Consider the following 20,004-nt stretch of genomic DNA (forward strand, 5'->3'; position numbering starts at 1 on the left):
CGGACCCGCCCCGAAGAAACGGACCACCATGCACCACCCCCTCGCCGCCGAGTACGTCCGCAGCCCCGCTCCGGCCGCCGGCACCGCCGTCTTCCTGCACGGACTGGGCGGCTGGACCCACAACTGGGCCCACCTGATCGACCTGCTGCGGACCTCGGCGCACTGCCTGGCCCTCGACCTCCCGGGCTTCGGAAAATCGGCACCCCCGCCCGACGGCGACGTCACCGTCGAACGCCAGGCCGCGGCCGTCGCCCGCCACCTCGACCGGACCGGACACCACCGCGTGCACCTGGTCGGCAACTCCCTCGGCGGCCTGATCGCACTGCGCCTCGCCGCCCAACGGCCCGACCTGGTCGCCACCTTGACCCTCATCTCGCCCGTGCTGCCGACGTTCCCGCCCGCCCCGGCCCTGCGGGTGGCCCTGCTCGGCCTGCCGGGCGCGCCACGACTGCACTCCCGCCTCCTGGCCGCCCAGAGCCCCGACCGCCAACTGGACGACCTCTACCGCCTCATCTACGCGAACCCCGCCCTCGTCGGCACCGAACAGCGGTCGGTGGAGGCGCGCGAGCGCCGACGCCGCGCCGAACTGCCGTACGCACAAAACATGCTGGCCGAAGGTGTGCGCTCGGTGGTCCACGCGTTCCTGCGACGGGGCGAGGCCTCCGCCTGGCACCTGGCGCGCCGCGTCACCGCCCCCACCCTGCTCGTCTACGGCCGGGACGACGCCCTCGTCCCCTTCCGTACGGCGCCCCGGGCCTACGCGGCCTTCCGCGACGCCCGCCTCCTCACCCTCCCCGGCGTCGGCCACGTCGCCATGCAGGAACGGCCGGCCCCCGTGGCCACGGCGATCCGCGCCCTGATCACCGGGTCGAGCCCGCGCGGCGCCGTCACTGTGCCGGAATCGCGCGCACCGGGTGCTTGCTCAGGATCGACACGCGGTTGAAGGCGTTGATGGCGATCGCCACCCAGATGACCGCCGAGATCTGGTCATCGGTCAGGACCTCGCGGGCGGCGCCGTAGGCGGCCTCCTGCGCGACGGCGTCCGACGGGTCGGTGGTCACCTCGGCCAGGGCGAGCGCGGCACGCTCCTGCGGCGTGAACAGTTCGGTGTCGCGCCACGCGGGCAACGTGCCCAGGCGCTGCGCGGCGTCACCGGCCTGAAGAGCGGCCCGGGTGTGCACGTTGAGGCAGTAGGCACACCCGTTGATCTGGGACACCCGAAGATTGACCAGCTCCACCAGCCTGCGGTCCAGCCCGGCCTCCGCCGCCCCCACCCCGGCCGCCTCGGCGGTCGCCCGCAACGCCCGGTAGGCCTGAGGGCTCTGCTTGTCGATGAACACCCGCCGGCGCACCGGGGCCGCGGTCACATCGGTGGTCACATCACTCACGGGAACTCCTCTGGCGGATCAGCAGATCAACGGATCACTCGTGGCCGGCATGTCACCGCACCATCATAGTTGAAAGTGAAACCACTTTGGAAGGCGACCCCCCGGGAGGCCGCAACATGACCGTCATCGAAACCGACCCCGCCGACCCACGAGACCGTCTCCGGATGGGACTTTCGCATGTCACAGGCCCTGTGGTACCTCTGATGATCACCAAATGTCGGTCAAGGGGTGGGAATGGACAAGAAAAAGATTCTGATCGGATGCGGGGCGGTACTCGCCCTCGGTGCCGTCCTCTCGCTGTTCGAGGACAAGCCCGATAAGGCGACTGCCGAAGCGAAGCCGTCCGCGAGCTCCCCGGCGGCCCCGGGTCAGCAACCGGCCGACGAGGCCCCGAAGCCGACGTCCGCGATCCCCTCGCCGGACTCGGCGCAGACCGTCGCCCTGATGGCCGCCCTCAAGGCCGTGGACCCGGGTCTGGTTGCCAAGCAGGACCGCGCCGTCTCCCGAGCCCGTAACACGTGCCTGGACGCGCGCGAGAACAAGGACGCGGCGACGGTTCAGAAGAACACCAAGTCACGGTTCGAGGGCGGCACGGTGCCGTCTCTGACGGACGACCAGGCCGCACAGATCGTCGCCGCGGTGAAGTCGACGTTCTGCGGCTGACCTGTGCCGTACAGGCCCCGTCCAGCACCGGGCGGGGCTCTGCTGCGGCGAGGATTGTCGGATAGATCAGTTCATCATGAGCACCCGGTGATGCCAACGGGCGTTCAGAAACCCCGCCCGGTCACGGCCAGGCGGGGTACGGGCGGCCAGGGGCCGGGGGCGGCGGGGGGTGTCGCCGGTCAGGGGGCCTGGGTGTCGGCTGCGGGTGGGGTGGGCGCGTCGTCGGCGTCGTCGGGCTCGTCGGCCTTGGCGCGGACGTCCTTCGGGGTGGGCGCCACGATGTTCCGTTCCTCCGCGGACCGCTCCCGTACGGTGTCGTCGCCGTCCCGCGAGGCGTCGTGTTCCGCGGGGGTGGTGCCCGTGTCGTGCGTGCTCATGGCGTAGCCCTTCTCATCAGGTCAGTCGGCAGATCCGGTGCGCTCTGGGGGCGGCCTCGCGGGCCCGGTGGTTGCTTCCTGCTCGAACCGGCGGGCCTGGCCGCTCCTCCTCGGGGTTGCCCCGGCGTCTACCCCGAACGCCGGTCGCGACGCGTTCGCACGGCCTCGGAGATCCGGTCGGCGGGCCCTGCCGTTCCTGGCGCCGCTCCGGCCACGACGCCACGACGGGATCCGGACCCGTGCAGGACCCCGGCGCTAAGGAGCCGTCCGGCGGGCGGCCGTGCGCCGCAGCACGATCTGGGGCAGGACGAGCCAGGTGGTGGTGAACCAGAGCAGGACGGCTGCGCTGAGGACCCAGGCGGCGACCGGGTTGCCGGTGGCGGTGCGCAGCAGGAGCAGCAGGGCGGCGGCGATGGTCAGGGCCAGGGTGACGAGGCCGGTGGCGATGAGGTGGCCGGCGACGTGGATGAGTTCGGGTTTCATGCCGCGGCCGGCGAGGAGGCGGTGGAAGGCCACGGGGGCGACGAGCGTGCCGGTGGAGAGGGCGCCGAGGATGACGGTGGCGACGTAGAGGTCCTTGTCGAAGTCGGGCAGGCCGGAGAAGCGCGGGGTGAAGGCCACGCTGATGAGGAAGCCGAAGAGGATCTGCGCGCCGGTCTGGCACACCCGCACCTCCTGGAGCATCTCGCTCCAGAGCCGGTCGGCCCGTTCCTGGGGCGTCTCGTCCCTGCCCCCGCCGGGCGACTTGTCGTCCTTCAGCACGGTTTCGTCTCCCTGTGCGCGGATGCGCGGATGCGCGATGCGGGCAGGTCGGCAGGCCCGCAGGTCGGTGCCGGCCCTTCGGGCCGCCGGGTCAGGGGCGGTCTTCGTGGTGGCCGCAGAGCCAGGCCAGCGCTTGGTAGGCGCCCAGGGCGTACGCGGCGTTCGCGCTGTCGTCCGCGCCGTCGCCCTCACCCGAGGCCGAGGCCAAGGCCAAGGCCGAGACGTCGCGCAGACGGACGGCGGCGGCCTGGCACTCGGCCAGGAGCTGCGCCCGGCACGGCCCGGTGGCGCCGAGCGCGGCGGCAGCGGTGAGGGGCGCCGCGACCTGGGCGCCGGCGGCCCATCGGTAGGCCCCCAGGATCCCGTGGTCGAAACCGGTCCACGGCTGCGGGCGGCCGTTGGCCGCCTCGATCGCGTCGAACACCTCGTCCAGCAGGCGCACCCCTACCGCCGGGATCGTCGTCTCGTCACTGGTCATGCCCGCAACCTACGTCGCCCGGACGCGGCCCGCCCCCGGGCGCCCGGTCCGTCCCGGGGCCGGCCGGACGGACGCTGGGCAATCGGGTGAACCCCACGACGGCCGCCGAGGTGGCGCCGGTGGGTCCGGATCAGGCTCGGAGCGCGGTGCGCAGCGCCGGGACCGGGTGGCGGCGGACCACTCAGTCGCCCGTTGCGGGCAAGGCGATGCGGCGCACCTGTCCGGCTTCCAGCTCGACGACGACGGCCAGCACCGGGCGCAGCCAGCGCACCATCGACCGCGCGCCCGGATGCGGCTTTCGCAGCCGCCCGGCGACGGGCGATCCGAGCTCCGCCCGCTCCTGCCCGGACAGCTCGCGCGTCACCAGCCGCCGACCGTCGACGAGTACCACCAGCAACCGCCCCGGCTCGCCTGGTTTGCACGGTTTGCCCGGTTCGCCGACGGCCCCGACCACCCAGCCCCTCACCGCAGCCCGCCCGGACACCGTTCCAGCGCGGGCGGCACGATCATCGACGGACTCCTTCCGTGCACGAGGTGTGATCACCCGAGCATGGCAGCAGGCCCCGACGGGCGCGATCCATGCGGTCGTCGGTCCCGCCGCTCTTCCAGGCGGGGCCGGGCCGAAACGGGGCAAGGGGTGCTCGCCTCGAAAGGCCCACCCCCGGATGTGGGTCCGCCGGCGATGGCCGAGGCTCGGTGCATGGCATCGATCATCGTGCTCTTCGAGCTGGAGCCCGACGGGGCCATCGGGGCCATCAGCGCGGAAAGTGCGGAAGATGCGGAAGGTGCCGAGCCCGCCGTGATCGCGGTGCACGCCGCCGGGGCCGATCCCGACGTGCCCGAGGACCCGCAGCCGTACACGCTGTGCGGGCTGGAGACCGGCCCGATGGAACACACCCACTACCGGCCGCTCCGGCCCGGCGAGCCCTGGTACCCGCCCACGCTCGCCGACCAGCGGTGCCAGGAGTGCGAGCGCGCCCTGCGTACGCAGTGACCGCAGTGCCCGCAGTGCCCGCAGCGCCCGCGTACGGCGCTCACAGTCCGGGCGCGTACGGCGCGATGCCGACGATGAGGATGTCGCGGCGGCCGTCGCCCCCGTCGTCGCCGAGGCGGACCGGGCCGACGTAGTGGCTGACGCGCCGGTCGTGGACGCCGTACCCGTCCAGCGGTTCGGTCAGGACGAAGCGGGTGTGGATGGCGTCGGCGGGCAGCGCGTCGGGTTGTCGGCCGGCGCTCTCCGGGGTGGCGATGACGTTCTCGCCCCCCTCGATGTTCCGGCGGCCGACGAGGTGGGCGAAGGTGAACGTGGCCGGTGAACCGCCGTCCTGGTGAAGGCAGTTCGGCGAGGACACCGCGACCTGGCCCCGGTCCTGCACGCCGAGCGCGATCAGGTGGATGCCGACGTAGACGGGCACGCGGTGCAGGTCCTCCAGCCACAGGGCGTGGTCGAGGTCGGCGCGGACGAGGGCGTCGAGCAGCCGGTTGCCGTGCAGGGCGGGCGGGATGTCGGGCAGCCGGCGGCGCAGCCGGGGGTACTCGGGGTTGTGCTCGTCCTGCCAGTACTCGGTGACGGTGCCGAACTCGCCGTCGGGGGCACCGGGGATGTAGGACAGCACACCGGTCCAGGGCAGGTAGACGGCGTGCGAGTAGCGGCGGAACCGGTTGGTCTCCCGCGCGTACGGGTCCGGGGGCAGGTCCCGGTAGGCGTCGGCGAGCCGGGCGAAGTCCTCCGCCAGTGCCTCGGGGTCGACGCCGAGGTCGGCGGCGCTCAGGCGGGCGTAGCCGTCGCGGCGCACCAGGCCGCCCCGTTCGGGGGTGCGGCCGTTCGGGTTCGGGGTGGCGTGCATCGGCTTCCCAAGGGGTTCGCGGGCGGCCGTCGGCGCGGGTCCGTCCCCCGGCCGCTCCCTGCCGGCTCCCTCCAAGCTGGCACGCCCGTCGCGGCCGCGCCGCAGTGGGGTCCGCCAGGCGGGTGACTGCGGCGGGGCGGCGTCCGGGGGGATCATGCAGCTCGCCAGGTCGTCCACCACCGCCGGCAGGCCTCCGGCGCGGTGTGCGGCGCGTTGGCGGTGGGCGCCGCTGCCCCGGGTGGCGAGCCGGTCGACGAAGGCGGTGACCCGTTCCAGGTCCCCCATGTCCTCCAATGCGGCGCCGATGTGCTCCAGCAGCCGCCGTGCGCGTTCCGGGGCGGGCAGCATCCGTCCGGTCAGGGCGTCCGTCCCCCGCCCCGGCCAGCCGTCGCGGGTGGCGTACCAGTAGGCGCCGCGCAGCAGCTCACCGCTCAGCCGGGGGCCCTGGTCGCCGTGCTCCGCCAAACGGGCGGAGGTCACCACCAGTCCCCGGACGACGGCCGCCAGGGCCACGGAGTCGACCGCCTCGGCCGGAACGTCCATGCACCGTACTTCCAGGGTCGGCAGGTTCGGGTGCGGGCGGGTGTCCCAGAACGGCAGCTCGGCGAAGGACATTCCACCGACGTCCGCCATGGCGGTGGCGAAGCGCCGGTAGTCGTCGAAGGATTCGACCCTCGGCGGCGGCCCGAGACCGGGGAACCGCAGGCGCAGCACCGACCGCCAGCTCGCGTACGCGGTGTCCCGTCCGGCGTGGAAGGGCGAGTTGGCGCTCATCTCGACCAGCAGCGGCAGCCATGGCCGCAGATGGTTACCGACCAGGGCCGCCACCTCCCGGTCGGGCAGGAACACGTGGACGTGCAGGGCGCAGACGGCGAAGTCATCCATCATCGTCCGGAACAGTTTCACCCCGTCGCGGTACCGGGGGTGATCGCCCACCGGCGCCACGTCGCCGCCGATCACGGGCGTCGCGCTGGGACAGACCTTCAGGTTCTCGGCCGTCGCGCACGCGGCCAGTTCGCGGCGCAGTCGCGTCAGCTCGGCGGACAGGTCCTCCATCGTGCTGCACGGCGGTGTCCGCACCTCGATCTGGAGGTCCGTGAACTCCCCGGACACCAGCTCCCCCAGCACGCCGGCGGCGCGGGCGGCCAGCCCCGGCCCGGCGGGCACCGCGGCGCGGGTGGCGGCGTCCACGAGGAAGTACTCCTCCTCCACCCCCACCGTCGGCGTCGGCTGCCGGCCGCGCCCCGCACCGTCCGGCACGGGCCGCCGGGAGCCTTCCGCGCGTACCGCGTCGCTGCCGTCCACCCCACCAGCGTCACTCCCCCGGCCCGCGCCGTCATCCCGTATCTGCCGTCATCCCGTACCTGCCATCGGTCCGGCCGCCGCGGAGGTCCCGAAGGATGTGGCCCCGCGGACGAACGCGACGGCGCCGACCGCCGCCACGCCGGTCGGGGCGCCCACGGGGGCACCGGGGTGCCAGGCCTCACCACGCGTCGCCAAGGCCGTTGGAAGCAGGGTCGGGACCCGTCCGCCGGAGGTGGCCCGGGCTGGTCCGGATGCCACCGAGCGGGTGCGGCGGACCGGCCCAGCAGCGACGTTGAGAAGATGGACATCGTCGTCGTACTTGAGCTAGACATGCCGACCAACGTGCGGCTCCTCGGCCCCGACCACACCCCGGCGGACCCGGAGAGCCCGGTGCGCCGCGTGCACGCCGCCCCCGCGGAAGCCTCGGGCACCTGCGGCCGCCGCACCCTGTGCGGCCTGGACACCGACGGAATGACCCTCGCCCCGCACCGCTACGCCCACCAACCTCCAGCGCACTGGCTCACCTGCAGCACGTGCCAGGCCGCCAGACAGGGCCCCGCACCCGACGCCACCGGAGCAGCCGCCCAGGACCACCACGAGGACGACGCCCACCCGGCGGAAACCGCCGCGCGCTGAGCACCGCACCCACCGCGTCGAGCGTGCGGGCGGCGGCCGACGGCCGGTCGCCTCCTCAGCGCGAGCCGACCGCTTCGGACCGTGTGCGCAGCGCGGCGTCGACGCCCCGCAGGAAGTGTTCGAGGTCGTCGGGGTTGCGCGAGGTCACCAGCCGCCAGCCGTCGGCATCGTCCGTGACCAGAGGTTCGTCCGTCCAGGTGGCACCGGCGTTGGCGAGGTCGGTGCGCACGGAGGGGTAGGAGGTGAGCCGCTTGCCGTACGCGACGCCCGCCTCGGCCGGCAGCCACGGCCCGTGGCAGATGGCGGCGACGGGACGCCCGGCGACGGTGAAGGCGACGGGACGTCCAGCGACGGTGAAGGCGAGCACGGTGTGGACGGCCGCCTCGCGGAGCCGGAGGGTGTCCGCGGTGATGGTGCCGCCCGGGACGAGCAGCAGGTCGTAGCCGGCGTGGTCCACCTCGTCGAGGGTGTGCACGGAGGTGTGCGGGTCCGGCAGGTGTGCGGGTCCGGCAGGTGTGCGGGTCCGGCAGGTGTGAACGGCGCCGGTGCGGGAAGCCGCCCGGCATGCTGCTGCTGCGACCACCGGGGGTCTATCCGCCGCAGGGGGACACCGAACTGCTGGCCGCCTGTGTGCGCCGGGAGCCGCTGGACGGCTCCAGCCGGGTGCTCGACCTGTGCACGGGGACGGGCGCCGTCGCGCTCGCGGCCGCGCGCAGCGGGGCACGGGTCACGGCGGTCGACCTGTCCGCCCGTGCCGTCGCGGCCGCCTGGTGCAACTCCCGCCTGCACCACCGCCGGATCCGGCTGCACCGGGGCGACCTGCTGGCTCCGCTCTCCGGTGGCCGCTTCGACCTGGTGACCGCCAATCCCCCGTACCTCCCCACCGACCCCGGCAAGGGGTCTCCTGGCCGCGGCGCGGCCCTGGCCTGGGACGCCGGCCCGGACGGGCGGCTGGTCCTGGACCGGATCTGCCGGACGACTCCCCGCGTGCTGGCCGCCGGCGGCGTGCTGCTGATCGTGCAGTCCGCGCTCGCGGACGTCCCGGAAACCCTGGCGCTCCTGCGCGCGGCCGGGCTGCGCACGAGCGTGGCGGCGCGGCAGCGGCAGCCCTTCGGGCCGGTGCTGACGGCCCGCGCCGCCCTGTTCGAGCGACTCGGGCTGATCGGGCCGGGCGAGCGCGAGGAGGAGCTGGCGGTGGTGCGCGGTGTCCGCGAACGCTGACCGGGACGTCACCCGGGTGGTCGTCGTGCCGGGCGGTCCCCTGCTGGTCGAGGGCCCGGTGGAGGTGGTCCTGCCGGACGGCACCCGGCGGGTCTCCGAGCGCCCGGTGGTGGCCCTGTGCGCCTGCCGGCGCAGCCGGACGTATCCGTTCTGCGACACCAGCCACCGGCGGCACGGCCGCCCGCCGCAAGGCTCGGGAGCACAAGAAGGCTCAGGAGCACGGCACGGCTCAGGAGGAGGAGTCGGCGAGGGGTGAGCGCAGGGAGGTCCGTCCGGCGCGCCAGCAGCCGAGCAGGTGGTCGGCGAAGCGGCGGTCGGCCGTCCCGGCGGCGGCGATGCCGAAGGCGATGTCCGGCGCCGACTCCGGTTCGGCGGCGAGCAGTTCCTCGATGACCCCGCGGCGCACCAGTTGCTCGTGGACGGCGTCGGCCTCGATGTGTTCGCGGTAGAACAGCGTGCCGTCCTGGCCGCCACCCAGGCGTTCCAGCGCGGCGGCCAGGCGGGCCGAGCCGGGCGAGGAGGTGATCTCGATGGCGGCGAACTGCCCGATGGCGGCGCCGCGCAGCACGCGGTGCAGGCCGAACAGCGTCATCAGGTTGACCGTCGCCAGCATGGGCGCGGGGACGACGTCCAGGTAGTGGCCGTACTCGGGGTCGAGGCCGAAGGCGGTCATCATCCGGGCGAACAGCAGGCAGTGCGCCCGCTCCGGGCGTCCGGCGCCGTACTCGTCGTAGGCGATCGCCATCAGCACCGCCTGGGCCGGCCCGTGGATCCTCGGCAGGACCCACAGTTGCGGATCGGCCTCCTTGAGGTGGTAGACGGACCGGTGCACCAGGTACTCCCGGGCGTGGTGGCGCTCGCCCTCGGCCAGCAGGAAGTGCGAGGGCCCGGTACCCTCGGGCGGCTGCGTGAGCAGTTGCTCCAGCACCTCGGGCAACGCCGGTACGGGTTCCGTCTCGGCGCGCACCCTCGCCAGGAACGATCGCTCCAGCTCCCGTCGCAGGGCGAGCAGTTCCGGCTCCCACTCCCAGCCGGGGTGGACGCCCGGCAGGCCCCGGTCGTGGAGCTCGTAGCACAGGTGCAGCGCGAGCTGGTGGTCCTCCCCCCAGGGGTCGTGGAGTGGGCCCGGTGGCGCGAGCAGCCGTCCGGCGCCGGGCGGGCCGGCGGTCACCAGCCCGAGCACCGCCGCCGACAGCGGTCCGCGCGGTCCGGGCAGGCCGGGCGGGCCTGGCAGGCCGCTCATCCGCCGCTCCCCCGGCCATCGGCGCAGGCGCAGAGCACGGCGAAGGCGACCGCGAGGGTCAGCGCCCAGCAGCCCGTGAAGGCCCACAGGACAGGTGGCTCCGCCGTCCGGAGTCCGGCCGCGAGCAGGCCGAGCGACAGCAGAGCGAGCCCGAGAACAGGGCCCGGCCGTACCCCGCGCATCATGTCCCAGGCCCTGCTGCGCAGTCCGAGGCCGAACCTGTGCAACCGTACTTCCAGGACGCGGTCGCGGCGCAGCTCCCGTTCGATCCCGAGCAGCGCCTCCTGCTCGCGTCCGTCCATGGTGCGTCCTCCTCGCGGGGTCATCCGTCGTGGTCCGGCGGAGCGGCTACCCGGGAAGCGCGAAGGCTAACGCCGCCGCCGGCAGCGCGGCCTGCCGGAGGAGGGCCGCCCGCCCGCCGAGGAGCACTGCGTGCGGGACCGCCCGCCGTTACATTGAGGCGCAGGGGGCGGCAGAAGGGGTGGGAGATCCCGAACGGGGTGGCTGATGCACTCGATCACCGACTGGCTGGACGGCCTGTCCGGCCCGATCGTGTACGCGGTCGTCGCCGCCCTCGTCTTCGCCGAGGACGCCCTCTTCTTCAGCTTCCTCATCCCCGGCGAGAGCGCCGCCGTCCTCGGCGGTTTCCTCGCCCACCAGGGCAGGGTGTCCATCGGCTGGCTGGTCCTCGCCGTGGTCTGCGCGGCCATCCTGGGGGACTCCGTCGCCTACGAGATCGGCCGCCACATCGGCCCGGCGGTCCTCGACACGCGCATGCTGCGGCGTCATGAGGAGCAGGTCGACAAGGCCCGTGACCTGATCCGCCGACGGGGGCCGGCGGCCGTCTTCTTCGGCCGCTTCGTCGCCTTCTTCCGCCCCGTGGTGCCCACGCTGGCCGGCGTCTCCCGCATGCCGTACCGCCGTTTCCTCCTCTTCAACGCCCTCGGCGGCCTCGCCTGGGGCGTCGGGTTCACCCTCCTCGGCTACTTCGCCGGGGCCGCCTACACCAAGGTCGAGGGCACCGTCGGCGGCGTCGTCGCCGCCCTGCTCGCCGCGGTGGTCGTCATCGCCCTCGTCGTCTGGCGCGTGCGCCGCCACAGGTCCTCAGCCCGTACGCGGTCCCGCCGTACGCAGTCCCGCGAGGCCCGGGACGAGAAGCGCTGACGGCCGGACCGCCCAACTGACCTCACCGCGCGCGCAGGGGGCCGGGACCCGCCCCCGCCCCGATCCCGGCCCCGGCCCGTCGCGGTCGGCAGGGCCCCGTCAGTGCTGGTTCTCGGCCTGGAACATCCAGCTGTGCTTCTCCAACTCGGCCGTGAGTCCGATCAGGAGGTCCTGACTGACGGGATCCGCCGGGCCGGTCTCGTCGATGCGCACCCGCATCCGTTCGATCACGGCGGCGAAGGCCTTCACCAGGTTCTGGACGGCCGTCACGTCGGCCGTCCAGCCCTCGGGGAAGTCGGGCAGGTTGCTGGTGGCGGCGATCGTGGCGGCCCGTCCGTCCGGGCTGACCCCGATCGCGGCGGCACGCTCGGCCACCTGGTCGGCGTAGTCGCGCGCGGTGGCGACCACGTCGTCGAGCTGGAGGTGGACGGAGCGGAACCGGGGCCCGTAGAGGTTCCAGTGCGTCTGCTTCGCCACCAGGGACAGGTCCAGCAGGTCGACCAGGGTGCCTTGGAGGGCCTCCCCGGTCGTCTTGCGTTCGCTGTCCGGCAGCGGGCTGCTGATGACGATACCCATCGCTGAGTTCCTTCCGGGTCGGGGGAGCCGTCGGCCGGCCCCCGCGGTGCTGGCGGGCCCTCCACCCGGCGGTTCGGCCTCGACGGACCGTTCTCGGATTCCGGAGGACGGTGCTCCGAGGCGCCGGGGCGTCCGGGACGAGGACGAACGACCGTCCGGGCAGCGGGACCACGCGGCGGCTGCCCCTTCTCGCCGGACGGAAACCACCCGCCTCGCACCGGGAACCGCGCCGGAGCGGTCCGTACGCGATCGAACACGCCGCGCACGCGGGGTTTCCGGGATCAGGGCCATGAATCGGCCCGGGGCGGGTAGCCGAGCGCTGCCGCCGCCGGCACTCGGTGCCGCTGCGGGCAACCCGGCGCCACTGCCAGAAACGGAGTCCGTCGCATGACCGTCGTCACCTCCTGGTCCACCGCCGTCACGCTGCCCGAAGGCCCGTTCCCCGATGTGACCGTCGAGGCGCAACTGCGCTTCGACACCTCGCTGCCGTACGCGGTGTGCCTGGTCTTCCCGCCCCTCGGGGGCGGCGGGGAGGCGCGGTGGGTCTTCGCGCGTGACCTGCTGAACGAGGGCCGCCACGCCCCCGCCGGCCACGGGGACGTGACGGTCGCGCCCGGGCGGGCGGGCCGGGTCCTGGTCACCCTGTGCGCCGACAACGGCCGGGCCGTGATCAGCATCCCCGCGGACGCCGTGACGGCCTTCCTCCTCGACTCCTTCACCCTGGTACCGGCCGGCACCGAATCCGACCACCTCGACATCGACGCCGTCCTCGACCGGATCCGGTCCTGACCCGCCACGGCCGACGGCGGCGACCGCTCGGTGAAGGGCCGGGCGTGCCCGGGGAGGGAACCGAACCCATTCCGCCGCGGGCGGGATGGTTTGCCCGGCCCGCAGAGCGGTACACGCGGATCATGGGCGCGGCCGGAGAAACGACGGCTCCACCACCCCCGGACGGTTCCGGCATCACCATCGAACGGCCGGACCGCCCCTCCTGACAACCGTCCCAGTCACCACATGGGAGGACCTCGTGATCGTCCTCGGCGTCATCCTGCTCATCGTCGGTTTCGTCACCGGGATCTCAATCCTGTGGACCATCGGCATCATCCTGGCCGTCATCGGCCTCGTCCTGTGGATCGCGGGCTCCGTCGGACACGCCGTCGGCGGGCGTCGTCACTACTACTGATCCACTCGTCCTATTTTCTGCACCACCCGCCCCATCCCCTGATCCGCCCGTTCACCGGCTCGTGCGGCTGTCGGCCCCGGCACCACGTGGGTGCCGCCGCCGACAGCCGCACGGCGCCGTCAGCCGCACGGTGCCGCCCACCGTCCTCAACGGCAGAGGCGGCCGGCCCTCAGCGGCGGTGACGGCCAGCCCTCAGCGGCGGTGGCGGCCGGCGCTGCGGCCGGGCGCCGGGACCACGCCCGGGGCGGGGAGGAACAGCCGGGCGACCTCGCGGCCCAGGTTCACGCCGATCGCCACCGCCATCGCCGTGGCCGTGGCGCGCCCGACACCGACGAGCCCGATCTCGGGCTCGCCCCGGACGAAGGCGAGCAGCCCGAAGTACAGCAACGAGCCGGGCAGCAGCGGCCCCAGTGCCGCGGTGACGTACGGCAGCGAGGAGCTTCCCCGGTAGCGGGCCATGAGCTGGCCGGACAGGCCCACCAGCCCGGCGGCGAGGCCGGTGGCCATGATGGGCTCGCCGCCGGCGTTGACCAGGACGCCGTACGTCGTCCAGCCGACCCCGCTGTTGAGCAGGACGGCCGGCAGCGTGCCCGGCTCGGTGTTGAGCAGCACCGCGAAGGTCAGGGTGAGCAGGAGCGCCGCCACCAGCTGGAGCGGCGGGTTCGACGCCGCGACCGGGACGGGCCGGGCCGCCAGGTCGGCGCCGTTGTTGACGCCGATGTAGAGCACGGTCATCACCCCGACCACCACGCCGGCCATCATGTACAGCGTTTCCATCAGGCGTGCGGCCGCGGTGAGGTAGAAACCCGCGAGGCCGTCCTGCGCCGCCGCCACCATGGGCCATCCGGGCAGGAGCGTGTACAGCCCTCCGGTGATCACCACCGATCCGCCCAGGTTCAGCCCGTTGAAGGACAGCAGGATGCCGATCGCCGCCGCCGGGGTCGCGGCCGTCGCGATCCGGTAGAACTCCGGGAGGTCGTGGCGTCCGACCAGCGCCGCGAGCCGGTCGCCGGCCAGTGCCGCGGCGACGGCGCTGACGAACACCAGCCAGGCCCGGGCGTCGGCCCGGCCGCCGACCAGCAGCGTCGCGGCGCCGGCCAGCAGGCCGGAGGACAGGACCAGGAGCCAGGCGGGGTAGCGGCGGCAGTGCCGGCGCACGGCCCTCAGCCGGTGGTGGGCGTCGTCGACGACGAGTCCGCCGGTCGTGATCTCGGTGACCAGCCGGAAGAGCACGGCCAGCCGCGCGTAGTCCCCGGCCGGGTGGCGCACGGACCGCTCGACCGTCACGGGTGGCTCCGAGGGGCCCGGCTGGTACGAGATCGCCACCCGGGTGAAGGTGACCTGGGGGTCGCAGGGCTGGGCCCGGTAGGCCTGCGCGACGGCGAGCATGGCGGCCTCGACGTCCTCAGCGGCCTCGCCGCAGGCCAGCATCAGCTCGCCCACCAGCAGCGCGAGGTCCAGGACGGCGGCCACCGCGGCCGGCCCCGGGTCGTCCGCGCCGGGTTCGCCGGTCACCAGCGGACGGTCGGTGGTCGGGGTGCGCAGCAGCGGCAGCATCAGGTCCGGCCAGGCCGCCGTGCCGTCGGCATCGGCGGATCCGCTCGCCGCCCCGGGCGGCGCCGGCCGGCCGGGAGCTCGGCCCTCCCCCGGAACTCGACCTTCCCCGGGGGCGGGGGCGGCCCCGGGGGCCCCCTCCGGACTCGACTGGGGCGGGACTCTTCCGGTCCGGCTCGCCGGCCCGTCCGCCTCGGCCCGCACGCCGAACTGCTCGTGTTCCGGCATCGTCGCTCCCTGCAACACCCCCCACCTGATGACCTTTCGCACCCATTCGACTACCCGCAGCCATCATTTCGTGAACGTCTCGACCGGAGCGCGGGGGTCCGTTCACGCCCGCCGTTCGTGGGCCGACCCGCCGCGTCCAGGCCGGGGTCCGGGGAGATTCCGCAGTTCAGCGGCCTGACACCGGGGCCTGAGAGGGCGAACGGCCATCGAACCGGGGCCGTCCGGGTGAAGCCCGGGACGGAGGGCGAGCCCCGTCCGGCCGTCCCGCCGCCACGGGATATGGCTATCGGGACACACGATCGGAGCGGACGGGAGGAGCGGCGTGCGGCTGTCGAGGTGGAGGGCGCGGGCCGGGCGGCGGGCGGAGCGGGCCGCCCGGAACACGGCGGTCGCGCTGGACCGGCGGCTGCCGCTGTTCGACGGGGCCAAGGGCCTGCTCCGGAAGGTCTTTCCCGACCACTGGTCCTTCCTGCTCGGCGAGTTGGCGCTCTACACCTTCGTGCTGCTGCTGTTGACCGGCGTCTTCCTGACGTTGTTCTTCACACCGTCCATGGCCGAGATCGTGTACGCCGGAACGTACCCGCCGCTTCGCGGGGTGCGGATGTCCCAGGCGTACGCCTCGACGCTGTCGATCAGTTTCGACGTGCGCGGCGGCCTGCTGATCCGCCAGATCCACCACTGGGCGGCGCTGGTGTTCACCGCCGCGATCTGTGCGCACCTGCTGCGCATCTTCCTCACCGGCGCGTTCCGCCGCCCCAGGGAGGTCAACTGGCTGGTGGGACTGACGCTGTTCCAGCTCGCCCTGCTGGAGGGTTTCGCGGGCTACTCGCTGCCCGACGACCTGCTCTCCGGCACCGGCCTGCGCACGGCCCAGGGCTTCATCCTGTCGGTCCCGCTGGTCGGCACCTACCTGAGCTTCTTCCTCTTCGGCGGGGAGCTTCCCGGGCACGACATCATCCCCCGCCTGTACAGCGCGCACATCCTGCTGCTGCCCGGTCTCCTGCTCGGCCTGATCACCGCGCACCTGATCCTGGTCTTCCACCTCAAGCACACCCAGTGGGCCGGGCCCGGACGCACCGACCGCAACGTCGTCGGGAAGCCCCTCTTCCCGCACTTCAGCGTCCAGACGGCGGGCCTGATGGCGATGGTCTTCGGGGTGCTGGCGCTGGCCGCCGCCCTCGCCCAGGTGAACCCGATCTGGCTGTACGGGCCCTACCGCCCCGACCAGGACTCCACCGACGCGCAGCCGGACTGGTACATGGGGTTCATCGAGGGCGCGCTGCGGCTGATGCCCGGGGCCGAGACGCGGCTGTGGGGCCACACCGTCGCCTGGAACCCGCTGATCCCGGCCGTGCTGTTCCCGCTGCTGTTCTTCGCCGCCCTGTACGGCTATCCGTTCTTCGAGCGCTGGATCACCCCGGGCAGCGGCGAGCAGCACCTGTGCGACCGCCCCCGCAACCGGCAGACCCGGACGGCGCTGGGTGTCGCCGGGACGTGCTTCTACGTCGTCCTGCTGGTCGCCGGCGGCCAGGACGTCGTCGCCCGGGCACTGGACGTGCCGGTGGAGGGCCTGAACCGGTTCCTGCGGGTGGGCCTGTTCGTCGGGCCGGTGGCGGCCTTCTGGATCACCCGGCGCCTGTGCCTGGCCTTGCAGGAGCGGGACCTCGAACGGGTGACGGAGGGCGACGAGACCGGGTTCGTGCACGAGGCCGTCGAGGGCGCCTTCCACGGCGAGCACCGGCCGCTCCCCGCCGGCCTGCGCTACACGCTGGCCCTGCGCGACGCCCCGCTTCCCCTGCCGGCGCCGGGCGAGGGCGCCTCGCGGCGCGCACGGCTGCGGGCCGCCCTGAGCTCCTGGTACTACCGGGACAACGTGGAGACGGCGGTGGACGAGCCGCGGCCGGGGCCGCTCGCGCCCGCCGACGCGGGACGCTCCGAGCGGTGACGACCGACCGCTCACCACTCAGCGCTCACCGCCGACCGGCCGGACTCACTGCGCGCGCTGGGCGTGCTGGAAGACGAAGCCCAGGACGCCGGCGCCCGTCACACCCGCTCCGATGAGGAAGAGCCACAAGGCGTACACCAGCCCCAGCCCGGTGACCGCGACGCCGGCCGCGGTGAGCAGCGGGTAGTAGCTGCGCGGTGCGAAGAACTCCAGCGGCCCGGCGCCGGTGACGATCTCGGCGTCGGTGCGGTCCTGCGGCCGACGGCCGCGGCGGGAGTACTGGGTCCGGAAGAAGAACGCGATCAGCGTGGACATCATGAAGGCCACGACCAGCGCCGCCTTGCCGGCCGGCTCCCGGGCGAACCAGCCGTAGATCGAAGCGGCGACGGCGAAGAACAGCGCGACGCCCGCGAACAGGTAGGACTCGGTCTTCACCGCGCGTTCTCCTCGCCTTCGAGCGCCGTGCGCGAATACTCCGGGTGGTGCAGGTCGAAGGCCGGGCCTTCGGAGCGGATGCGGGGCAGGGCGTGGAAGTTGTGGCGCGGCGGCGGGCAGGAGGTCGCCCATTCCAGGGAGCGCCCGTAACCCCACGGGTCGTCCTCGGTGACCCGGACCCCGTACCTGGCGGTGCGCCACACGTTGTACAGGAAGGGCAGGGTCGACGCGCCCAGCAGGAACGCACCGACCGAGGAGACGGTGTTCAGGGTGGTGAAGCCGTCCGAGGGCAGGTAGTCGGCGTAGCGGCGCGGCATGCCCTGGGCCCCGAGCCAGTGCTGCACGAGGAAGGTGATCTGGAACGCGGGCAGCAGCATCCAGAAGTGGATCCTTCCGAGGCGTTCGTCCAGCAGCCGGCCGGTGATCTTGGGCCACCAGAAGTAGAAGCCGGCGAACATCGCGAACACGACCGTCCCGAAGAGGACGTAGTGCAGGTGGGCGACCACGAAGTAGCTGTCGGTGACGTGGAAGTCGATCGGGGGCGCGGCCAGCAGGACGCCGGTCAGCCCGCCGAGGAGGAAGGTCACCAGGAAGCCGAGGGAGAACAGCATGGGTGTCTCGAAGGAGAGCGAGCCGTTCCACAGGGTGCCGATCCAGTTGAAGAACTTCACCCCGGTCGGCACCGCGATGAGCAGCGAGGCCAGGGAGAAGAACGGCAGCAGCACCTGGCCGGTGGCGAACATGTGGTGGGCCCAGACGACCGCGGACAGCGCGGTGATCGCGATCGTGGCACCGATCAGTCCGTAGTAGCCGAAGACCGGCTTGCGGCTGAACACCGGGATGACCTCGGAGATGATGCCGAAGAACGGCAGCGCCACGATGTACACCTCGGGGTGGCCGAAGAACCAGAACAGGTGCTGCCACAGCATCGCCCCGCCGTTGGCCGGGTCGAAGACGTGGGCGCCCAGCTTGCGGTCCGCCTCCAGCGCGAACAGCGCCGCGGTCAGCGGGGTGAAGGCGAGCAGCGCGAGGATCGAGGTGAACAGCACGTTCCAGGTGAAGACCGGCATCCGGAACAGCGTCATGCCCGGTGCCCGCAGGCAGACGATGGTGGTGATGAAGTTGACGGCTCCCAGGATCGTGCTCAGACCCGCCACGATCAGCCCCACGGCCCACAGGTCGGCGCCCGTTCCCGGGCTGTGGAGCGGCCCGTTCAGCGGGGCGTAGGCGAACCAGCCGAACGACGCGGCGCCGTCGGTGGTCAGGAAGCCCCCGACCACCATCAGGCCGCCGAACAGGTACACCCAGTACGTGAACGCGTTCAGCCGGGGGAACGCCACGTCCGGGGAACCGATCTGCAGCGGCATCACGGCGTTCGCGAAACCGGCGAACGTCGGTGTGGCGAACAGCAGCATCATGATCGTCCCGTGGATGGTGAACAACTGGTTGTACTGCTCGTTGCTCACCACCTGCAGTCCCGGCCGCATGAGCTCCGCGCGCATGAGCATCGCCAGCAGCCCGGCGAACAGGAAGAACCCGAACGCCGTCGTCAGGTACAGGTTGCCGATGGCCTTGTGGTCGGTCGTGCTCAACCACCGCAGCACCGCCGAGCCTTGACGCCGGCGGGCCACGCCGGGCGCCGGGCGGGCGGCGGCCCGCCGCCGGGTCTGCGCCATCCGCTTCCTCCTCCTGCCGGGGCCCGCCCGTACCCGCAGGGGAAAGACGCGGAGACGCTCGCCGGGACACACGCTGTGTCGCCATGCAATCACCCGCCGTCGCGCGGGCCCCTGAACCGGAGTCGGCGTGGCGGCCCCGACCGGGCGCGGATGACGAAGTCGGCGCACTGGTGCGATCCGGTGGGGCGCCGTCCCAGGTCAGCCACGAGTCAGCCGCAGGTCTGCGGCGGATCAGCCGCGGGTCAGCCGCGAGGCGTCGAACTCGGCCCAGATCGTCTTCCCGTGGCTGTGCGGTTCGGCGCCCCACCGGTCGGCGGTCCGCTCCACGATGAACAGGCCGTGGCCGCCGGGGAGGGCCGGGTTGTGCGGGCGGCGCGGGGTGGGCAGGGTCGGGCTGCGGTCGCTGACCTCGGCCCGCAGGCGGGTCCCGGTGGCGTCCAGGACCAGTTCCAGCGGGCCGTCGCCGTGGAGCATGGCGTTGGCGACGAGTTCCGCCACCAGCAGGACGACGTCCGCGAGGGCGCCTTCGCCGGCGCCGGGCCCGGCGGCGGACGCGTACCAGTCGTCGAGGGCGCGGGCGGTGAAGGTCCTGGCGTGGGCGACCGGTTTGGGGATGCCGGACAGGGTCAGCCGCCTGCGCTGGCCGCCGACGGGCAGCACCGGGCCCGGCTGGTGCGGGTCGCCGTCCAGGGTTCCCCGGCTCATCGTCATGTGAGGACACCCTTTCGGATCGACGGCGGTCTCGCACGGTCGGTTTCCCGGCAGTTCTCGGATTATGCCCCGTGCCGGCGTCGAACCGGGGCCGGGGCGGCCGGCCCCGGGCCGAGGCCCTGGCGGCCCGAGCCGGGGCGGTCAGGCCGCCAGGGCCTCGTCGACCGAGTCGTGGATGGAGAACACCGCCTGCGCGCCCGTCAGTTCGAGGACCCGCATGACGGTGGGCGCCACGGCGGCCAAGTGCAGGTCCAGCCCCTCCTCCGCCGCCGCGAGGCGGGTCTTGAGCAGGAGGTTCAGGCCGGAGGAGTCGCAGAAGCCCACCCCGGCGAGGTCGATCACCACCGCGCCGCGGCGCTGCGCGATCACGCTGGTGAGCAGGTTGGCGGCCGAGGCGAGCGTCTCGATGTCGAGGTCGCCCACGAGGGCGCACACCACCGCGCCGGAGGCCGTGGCACGGGTCTCGACCACCAGTTCCGCGGGCCGCGGGCACGCTGCCGGCGCGGCGGCCGCCCGAACGTCGTCGAATGGCATCATCGTCGTCTCCTCCATGTCCATGCCTTCCGACCATACGGAGGTTGTGCCGGACTGCCAAACACGGGGGTGTGCGCC

General features: G+C 73.3%; 24 protein-coding genes and 1 pseudogene. 10 read left to right on the forward strand and 15 right to left on the reverse strand.

Annotation, left to right across the window (positions count from 1 at the left end; all coding sequences use genetic code 11):
* The first annotated feature begins 28 nt into the window (after positions 1-28).
* Positions 29-943 carry an alpha/beta fold hydrolase gene (locus ACIOGZ_RS10940; protein WP_400985640.1) on the forward strand — a complete coding sequence of 305 codons (915 nt, stop codon included), beginning with the start codon at positions 29-31 and terminating at the stop codon, positions 941-943.
* On the opposite strand, the gene ACIOGZ_RS10945 is transcribed toward ACIOGZ_RS10940, so the two are convergent.
* Complete coding sequence (locus tag ACIOGZ_RS10945) at positions 888-1,388, reverse strand: carboxymuconolactone decarboxylase family protein (RefSeq protein WP_400985641.1); 501 nt, start codon at positions 1,386-1,388, stop codon at positions 888-890. The two genes, ACIOGZ_RS10940 and ACIOGZ_RS10945, sit on opposite strands and share 56 nt — an antisense overlap.
* A gap of 234 nt (positions 1,389-1,622) precedes the next feature.
* Here ACIOGZ_RS10945 and ACIOGZ_RS10950 point away from each other — a divergent pair, with 234 nt between their 5' ends.
* Entirely contained in the window at positions 1,623-2,051 is a 429-nt protein-coding gene (locus tag ACIOGZ_RS10950) for a DUF732 domain-containing protein (protein ID WP_363584455.1), read from the forward strand.
* A 179-nt stretch (positions 2,052-2,230) separates the two neighbouring features.
* Here the strand turns inward: ACIOGZ_RS10950 and ACIOGZ_RS10955 are convergent, their stop codons facing one another.
* From ACIOGZ_RS10955 to ACIOGZ_RS10970, 4 genes are all read right to left on the reverse strand, one after another.
* Positions 2,231-2,428, reverse strand: coding sequence for a hypothetical protein (locus ACIOGZ_RS10955; RefSeq protein ID WP_363584400.1), 198 nt, complete (start codon positions 2,426-2,428; stop codon positions 2,231-2,233).
* A 255-nt stretch (positions 2,429-2,683) separates the two neighbouring features.
* Positions 2,684-3,190, reverse strand: a complete 507-nt coding sequence (locus ACIOGZ_RS10960; RefSeq protein ID WP_363584399.1) for a DUF6328 family protein — start codon at positions 3,188-3,190, stop codon at positions 2,684-2,686.
* 91 nt (positions 3,191-3,281) lie between these two features.
* Complete coding sequence (locus tag ACIOGZ_RS10965; protein ID WP_363584397.1) at positions 3,282-3,668, reverse strand: hypothetical protein; 387 nt, start codon at positions 3,666-3,668, stop codon at positions 3,282-3,284.
* Positions 3,669-3,849: 181 nt separating this feature from the next.
* Positions 3,850-4,065, reverse strand: coding sequence for a hypothetical protein (locus tag ACIOGZ_RS10970; RefSeq protein WP_400985643.1), 216 nt, complete (start codon positions 4,063-4,065; stop codon positions 3,850-3,852).
* A gap of 303 nt (positions 4,066-4,368) precedes the next feature.
* On the opposite strand from ACIOGZ_RS10970, the gene ACIOGZ_RS10975 reads away from it, so the two are divergent.
* On the forward strand, positions 4,369-4,662 hold the full coding sequence (locus ACIOGZ_RS10975) for a hypothetical protein (RefSeq protein WP_363584393.1): 294 nt from the start codon (positions 4,369-4,371) through the stop codon (positions 4,660-4,662).
* Between the two features lie 40 nt (positions 4,663-4,702).
* On the opposite strand, the gene ACIOGZ_RS10980 is transcribed toward ACIOGZ_RS10975, so the two are convergent.
* Positions 4,703-6,820: a YbdK family carboxylate-amine ligase gene (locus ACIOGZ_RS10980; protein ID WP_400985645.1), complete on the reverse strand. Its 2,118-nt coding sequence runs from the start codon at positions 6,818-6,820 to the stop codon at positions 4,703-4,705.
* Between the two features lie 300 nt (positions 6,821-7,120).
* Here ACIOGZ_RS10980 and ACIOGZ_RS10985 point away from each other — a divergent pair, with 300 nt between their 5' ends.
* The gene (locus ACIOGZ_RS10985) at positions 7,121-7,456 is read left to right on the forward strand and encodes a hypothetical protein (protein ID WP_363622689.1); all 336 of its coding nucleotides are present in this window, start codon (positions 7,121-7,123) and stop codon (positions 7,454-7,456) included.
* A gap of 55 nt (positions 7,457-7,511) precedes the next feature.
* Here the strand turns inward: ACIOGZ_RS10985 and ACIOGZ_RS10990 are convergent.
* A pseudogene (locus ACIOGZ_RS10990) lies at positions 7,512-7,946 on the reverse strand (DJ-1/PfpI family protein); the annotation flags it as partial.
* Positions 7,947-8,020: 74 nt separating this feature from the next.
* Here ACIOGZ_RS10990 and ACIOGZ_RS10995 point away from each other — a divergent pair.
* Positions 8,021-8,677 carry a HemK2/MTQ2 family protein methyltransferase gene (locus tag ACIOGZ_RS10995; protein ID WP_363584385.1) on the forward strand — a complete coding sequence of 219 codons (657 nt, stop codon included), beginning with the start codon at positions 8,021-8,023 and terminating at the stop codon, positions 8,675-8,677.
* Positions 8,661-8,933: a CDGSH iron-sulfur domain-containing protein gene (locus ACIOGZ_RS11000; protein WP_363584383.1), complete on the forward strand. Its 273-nt coding sequence runs from the start codon at positions 8,661-8,663 to the stop codon at positions 8,931-8,933. Before ACIOGZ_RS10995 ends, ACIOGZ_RS11000 begins: the two co-directional genes overlap by 17 nt.
* Here the strand turns inward: ACIOGZ_RS11000 and ACIOGZ_RS11005 are convergent.
* Complete coding sequence (locus ACIOGZ_RS11005; protein ID WP_363584381.1) at positions 8,907-9,920, reverse strand: iron-containing redox enzyme family protein; 1,014 nt, start codon at positions 9,918-9,920, stop codon at positions 8,907-8,909. The two genes, ACIOGZ_RS11000 and ACIOGZ_RS11005, sit on opposite strands and share 27 nt — an antisense overlap.
* Positions 9,917-10,222 (reverse strand): hypothetical protein, encoded by a 306-nt coding sequence (locus ACIOGZ_RS11010; protein ID WP_400985647.1) that lies wholly within the window; start codon positions 10,220-10,222, stop codon positions 9,917-9,919. Before ACIOGZ_RS11010 ends, ACIOGZ_RS11005 begins: the two co-directional genes overlap by 4 nt.
* Before the next feature lie 205 nt (positions 10,223-10,427).
* Here ACIOGZ_RS11010 and ACIOGZ_RS11015 point away from each other — a divergent pair, with 205 nt between their 5' ends.
* A complete protein-coding gene (locus tag ACIOGZ_RS11015) occupies positions 10,428-11,084 on the forward strand; it encodes a DedA family protein (protein ID WP_400806807.1) in 657 nt (218 codons plus the stop codon).
* Positions 11,085-11,183: 99 nt separating this feature from the next.
* Here the strand turns inward: ACIOGZ_RS11015 and ACIOGZ_RS11020 are convergent, their stop codons facing one another.
* Positions 11,184-11,660, reverse strand: a complete 477-nt coding sequence (locus ACIOGZ_RS11020; RefSeq protein ID WP_363584375.1) for a DNA starvation/stationary phase protection protein — start codon at positions 11,658-11,660, stop codon at positions 11,184-11,186.
* Positions 11,661-12,047: 387 nt separating this feature from the next.
* Between ACIOGZ_RS11020 and ACIOGZ_RS11025 the strand changes: the two genes are divergently transcribed.
* The gene (locus tag ACIOGZ_RS11025; protein WP_400843813.1) at positions 12,048-12,449 is read left to right on the forward strand and encodes an SsgA family sporulation/cell division regulator; all 402 of its coding nucleotides are present in this window, start codon (positions 12,048-12,050) and stop codon (positions 12,447-12,449) included.
* Between the two features lie 238 nt (positions 12,450-12,687).
* Entirely contained in the window at positions 12,688-12,843 is a 156-nt protein-coding gene (locus ACIOGZ_RS11030; RefSeq protein ID WP_363584371.1) for a DUF6131 family protein, read from the forward strand.
* Positions 12,844-13,035: 192 nt separating this feature from the next.
* On the opposite strand, the gene ACIOGZ_RS11035 is transcribed toward ACIOGZ_RS11030, so the two are convergent.
* Complete coding sequence (locus ACIOGZ_RS11035; RefSeq protein ID WP_400806800.1) at positions 13,036-14,625, reverse strand: threonine/serine exporter ThrE family protein; 1,590 nt, start codon at positions 14,623-14,625, stop codon at positions 13,036-13,038.
* Positions 14,626-14,947: 322 nt separating this feature from the next.
* Between ACIOGZ_RS11035 and ACIOGZ_RS11040 the strand changes: the two genes are divergently transcribed.
* Entirely contained in the window at positions 14,948-16,570 is a 1,623-nt protein-coding gene (locus ACIOGZ_RS11040) for a cytochrome bc complex cytochrome b subunit (RefSeq protein WP_400331929.1), read from the forward strand.
* A 45-nt stretch (positions 16,571-16,615) separates the two neighbouring features.
* Here ACIOGZ_RS11040 and ACIOGZ_RS11045 read toward each other — a convergent pair whose 3' ends face one another.
* The 4 genes from ACIOGZ_RS11045 to ACIOGZ_RS11060 form a co-directional block, all read right to left on the reverse strand.
* Positions 16,616-17,005 carry a cytochrome c oxidase subunit 4 gene (locus tag ACIOGZ_RS11045; RefSeq protein WP_363584365.1) on the reverse strand — a complete coding sequence of 130 codons (390 nt, stop codon included), beginning with the start codon at positions 17,003-17,005 and terminating at the stop codon, positions 16,616-16,618.
* The gene (ctaD, locus tag ACIOGZ_RS11050; protein WP_363584363.1) at positions 17,002-18,681 is read right to left on the reverse strand and encodes a cytochrome c oxidase subunit I; all 1,680 of its coding nucleotides are present in this window, start codon (positions 18,679-18,681) and stop codon (positions 17,002-17,004) included. Before ctaD ends, ACIOGZ_RS11045 begins: the two co-directional genes overlap by 4 nt.
* A 231-nt stretch (positions 18,682-18,912) precedes the next feature.
* The gene (locus ACIOGZ_RS11055) at positions 18,913-19,392 is read right to left on the reverse strand and encodes an ATP-binding protein (protein WP_363584361.1); all 480 of its coding nucleotides are present in this window, start codon (positions 19,390-19,392) and stop codon (positions 18,913-18,915) included.
* A 141-nt stretch (positions 19,393-19,533) separates the two neighbouring features.
* Positions 19,534-19,929 (reverse strand): STAS domain-containing protein, encoded by a 396-nt coding sequence (locus tag ACIOGZ_RS11060; RefSeq protein ID WP_400843818.1) that lies wholly within the window; start codon positions 19,927-19,929, stop codon positions 19,534-19,536.
* Positions 19,930-20,004: the final 75 nt, after the last annotated feature.

The organism is Kitasatospora sp. NPDC088160 (genome assembly GCF_044741445.1).
In the GTDB taxonomy this organism is placed as follows: Bacteria; Actinomycetota; Actinomycetes; order Streptomycetales; family Streptomycetaceae; genus Kitasatospora.

What these genes read in the sequence shown, in the direction of transcription:
- ACIOGZ_RS11025 (WP_400843813.1), top strand. Translation starts at nt 12,048, where the DNA reads ATGACCGTCGTCACCTCCTGGTCCACCGCCGTCACGCTGCCCGAAGGC.
- ACIOGZ_RS10995 (WP_363584385.1), top strand. Translation starts at nt 8,021, where the DNA reads ATGCTGCTGCTGCGACCACCGGGGGTCTATCCGCCGCAGGGGGACACC.
- ACIOGZ_RS11020 (WP_363584375.1), bottom strand. Translation starts at nt 11,660, where the DNA reads ATGGGTATCGTCATCAGCAGCCCGCTGCCGGACAGCGAACGCAAGACG.
- ACIOGZ_RS10955 (WP_363584400.1), bottom strand. Translation starts at nt 2,428, where the DNA reads ATGAGCACGCACGACACGGGCACCACCCCCGCGGAACACGACGCCTCG.
- ACIOGZ_RS10940 (WP_400985640.1), top strand. Translation starts at nt 29, where the DNA reads ATGCACCACCCCCTCGCCGCCGAGTACGTCCGCAGCCCCGCTCCGGCC.
- ACIOGZ_RS10985 (WP_363622689.1), top strand. Translation starts at nt 7,121, where the DNA reads ATGGACATCGTCGTCGTACTTGAGCTAGACATGCCGACCAACGTGCGG.
- ctaD (WP_363584363.1), bottom strand. Translation starts at nt 18,681, where the DNA reads ATGGCGCAGACCCGGCGGCGGGCCGCCGCCCGCCCGGCGCCCGGCGTG.
- ACIOGZ_RS11005 (WP_363584381.1), bottom strand. Translation starts at nt 9,920, where the DNA reads ATGAGCGGCCTGCCAGGCCCGCCCGGCCTGCCCGGACCGCGCGGACCG.
- ACIOGZ_RS10965 (WP_363584397.1), bottom strand. Translation starts at nt 3,668, where the DNA reads ATGACCAGTGACGAGACGACGATCCCGGCGGTAGGGGTGCGCCTGCTG.
- ACIOGZ_RS11055 (WP_363584361.1), bottom strand. Translation starts at nt 19,392, where the DNA reads ATGACGATGAGCCGGGGAACCCTGGACGGCGACCCGCACCAGCCGGGC.
- ACIOGZ_RS10975 (WP_363584393.1), top strand. Translation starts at nt 4,369, where the DNA reads ATGGCATCGATCATCGTGCTCTTCGAGCTGGAGCCCGACGGGGCCATC.
- ACIOGZ_RS11035 (WP_400806800.1), bottom strand. Translation starts at nt 14,625, where the DNA reads ATGCCGGAACACGAGCAGTTCGGCGTGCGGGCCGAGGCGGACGGGCCG.
- ACIOGZ_RS11015 (WP_400806807.1), top strand. Translation starts at nt 10,428, where the DNA reads ATGCACTCGATCACCGACTGGCTGGACGGCCTGTCCGGCCCGATCGTG.
- ACIOGZ_RS11010 (WP_400985647.1), bottom strand. Translation starts at nt 10,222, where the DNA reads ATGGACGGACGCGAGCAGGAGGCGCTGCTCGGGATCGAACGGGAGCTG.
- ACIOGZ_RS11060 (WP_400843818.1), bottom strand. Translation starts at nt 19,929, where the DNA reads ATGATGCCATTCGACGACGTTCGGGCGGCCGCCGCGCCGGCAGCGTGC.
- ACIOGZ_RS10950 (WP_363584455.1), top strand. Translation starts at nt 1,623, where the DNA reads ATGGACAAGAAAAAGATTCTGATCGGATGCGGGGCGGTACTCGCCCTC.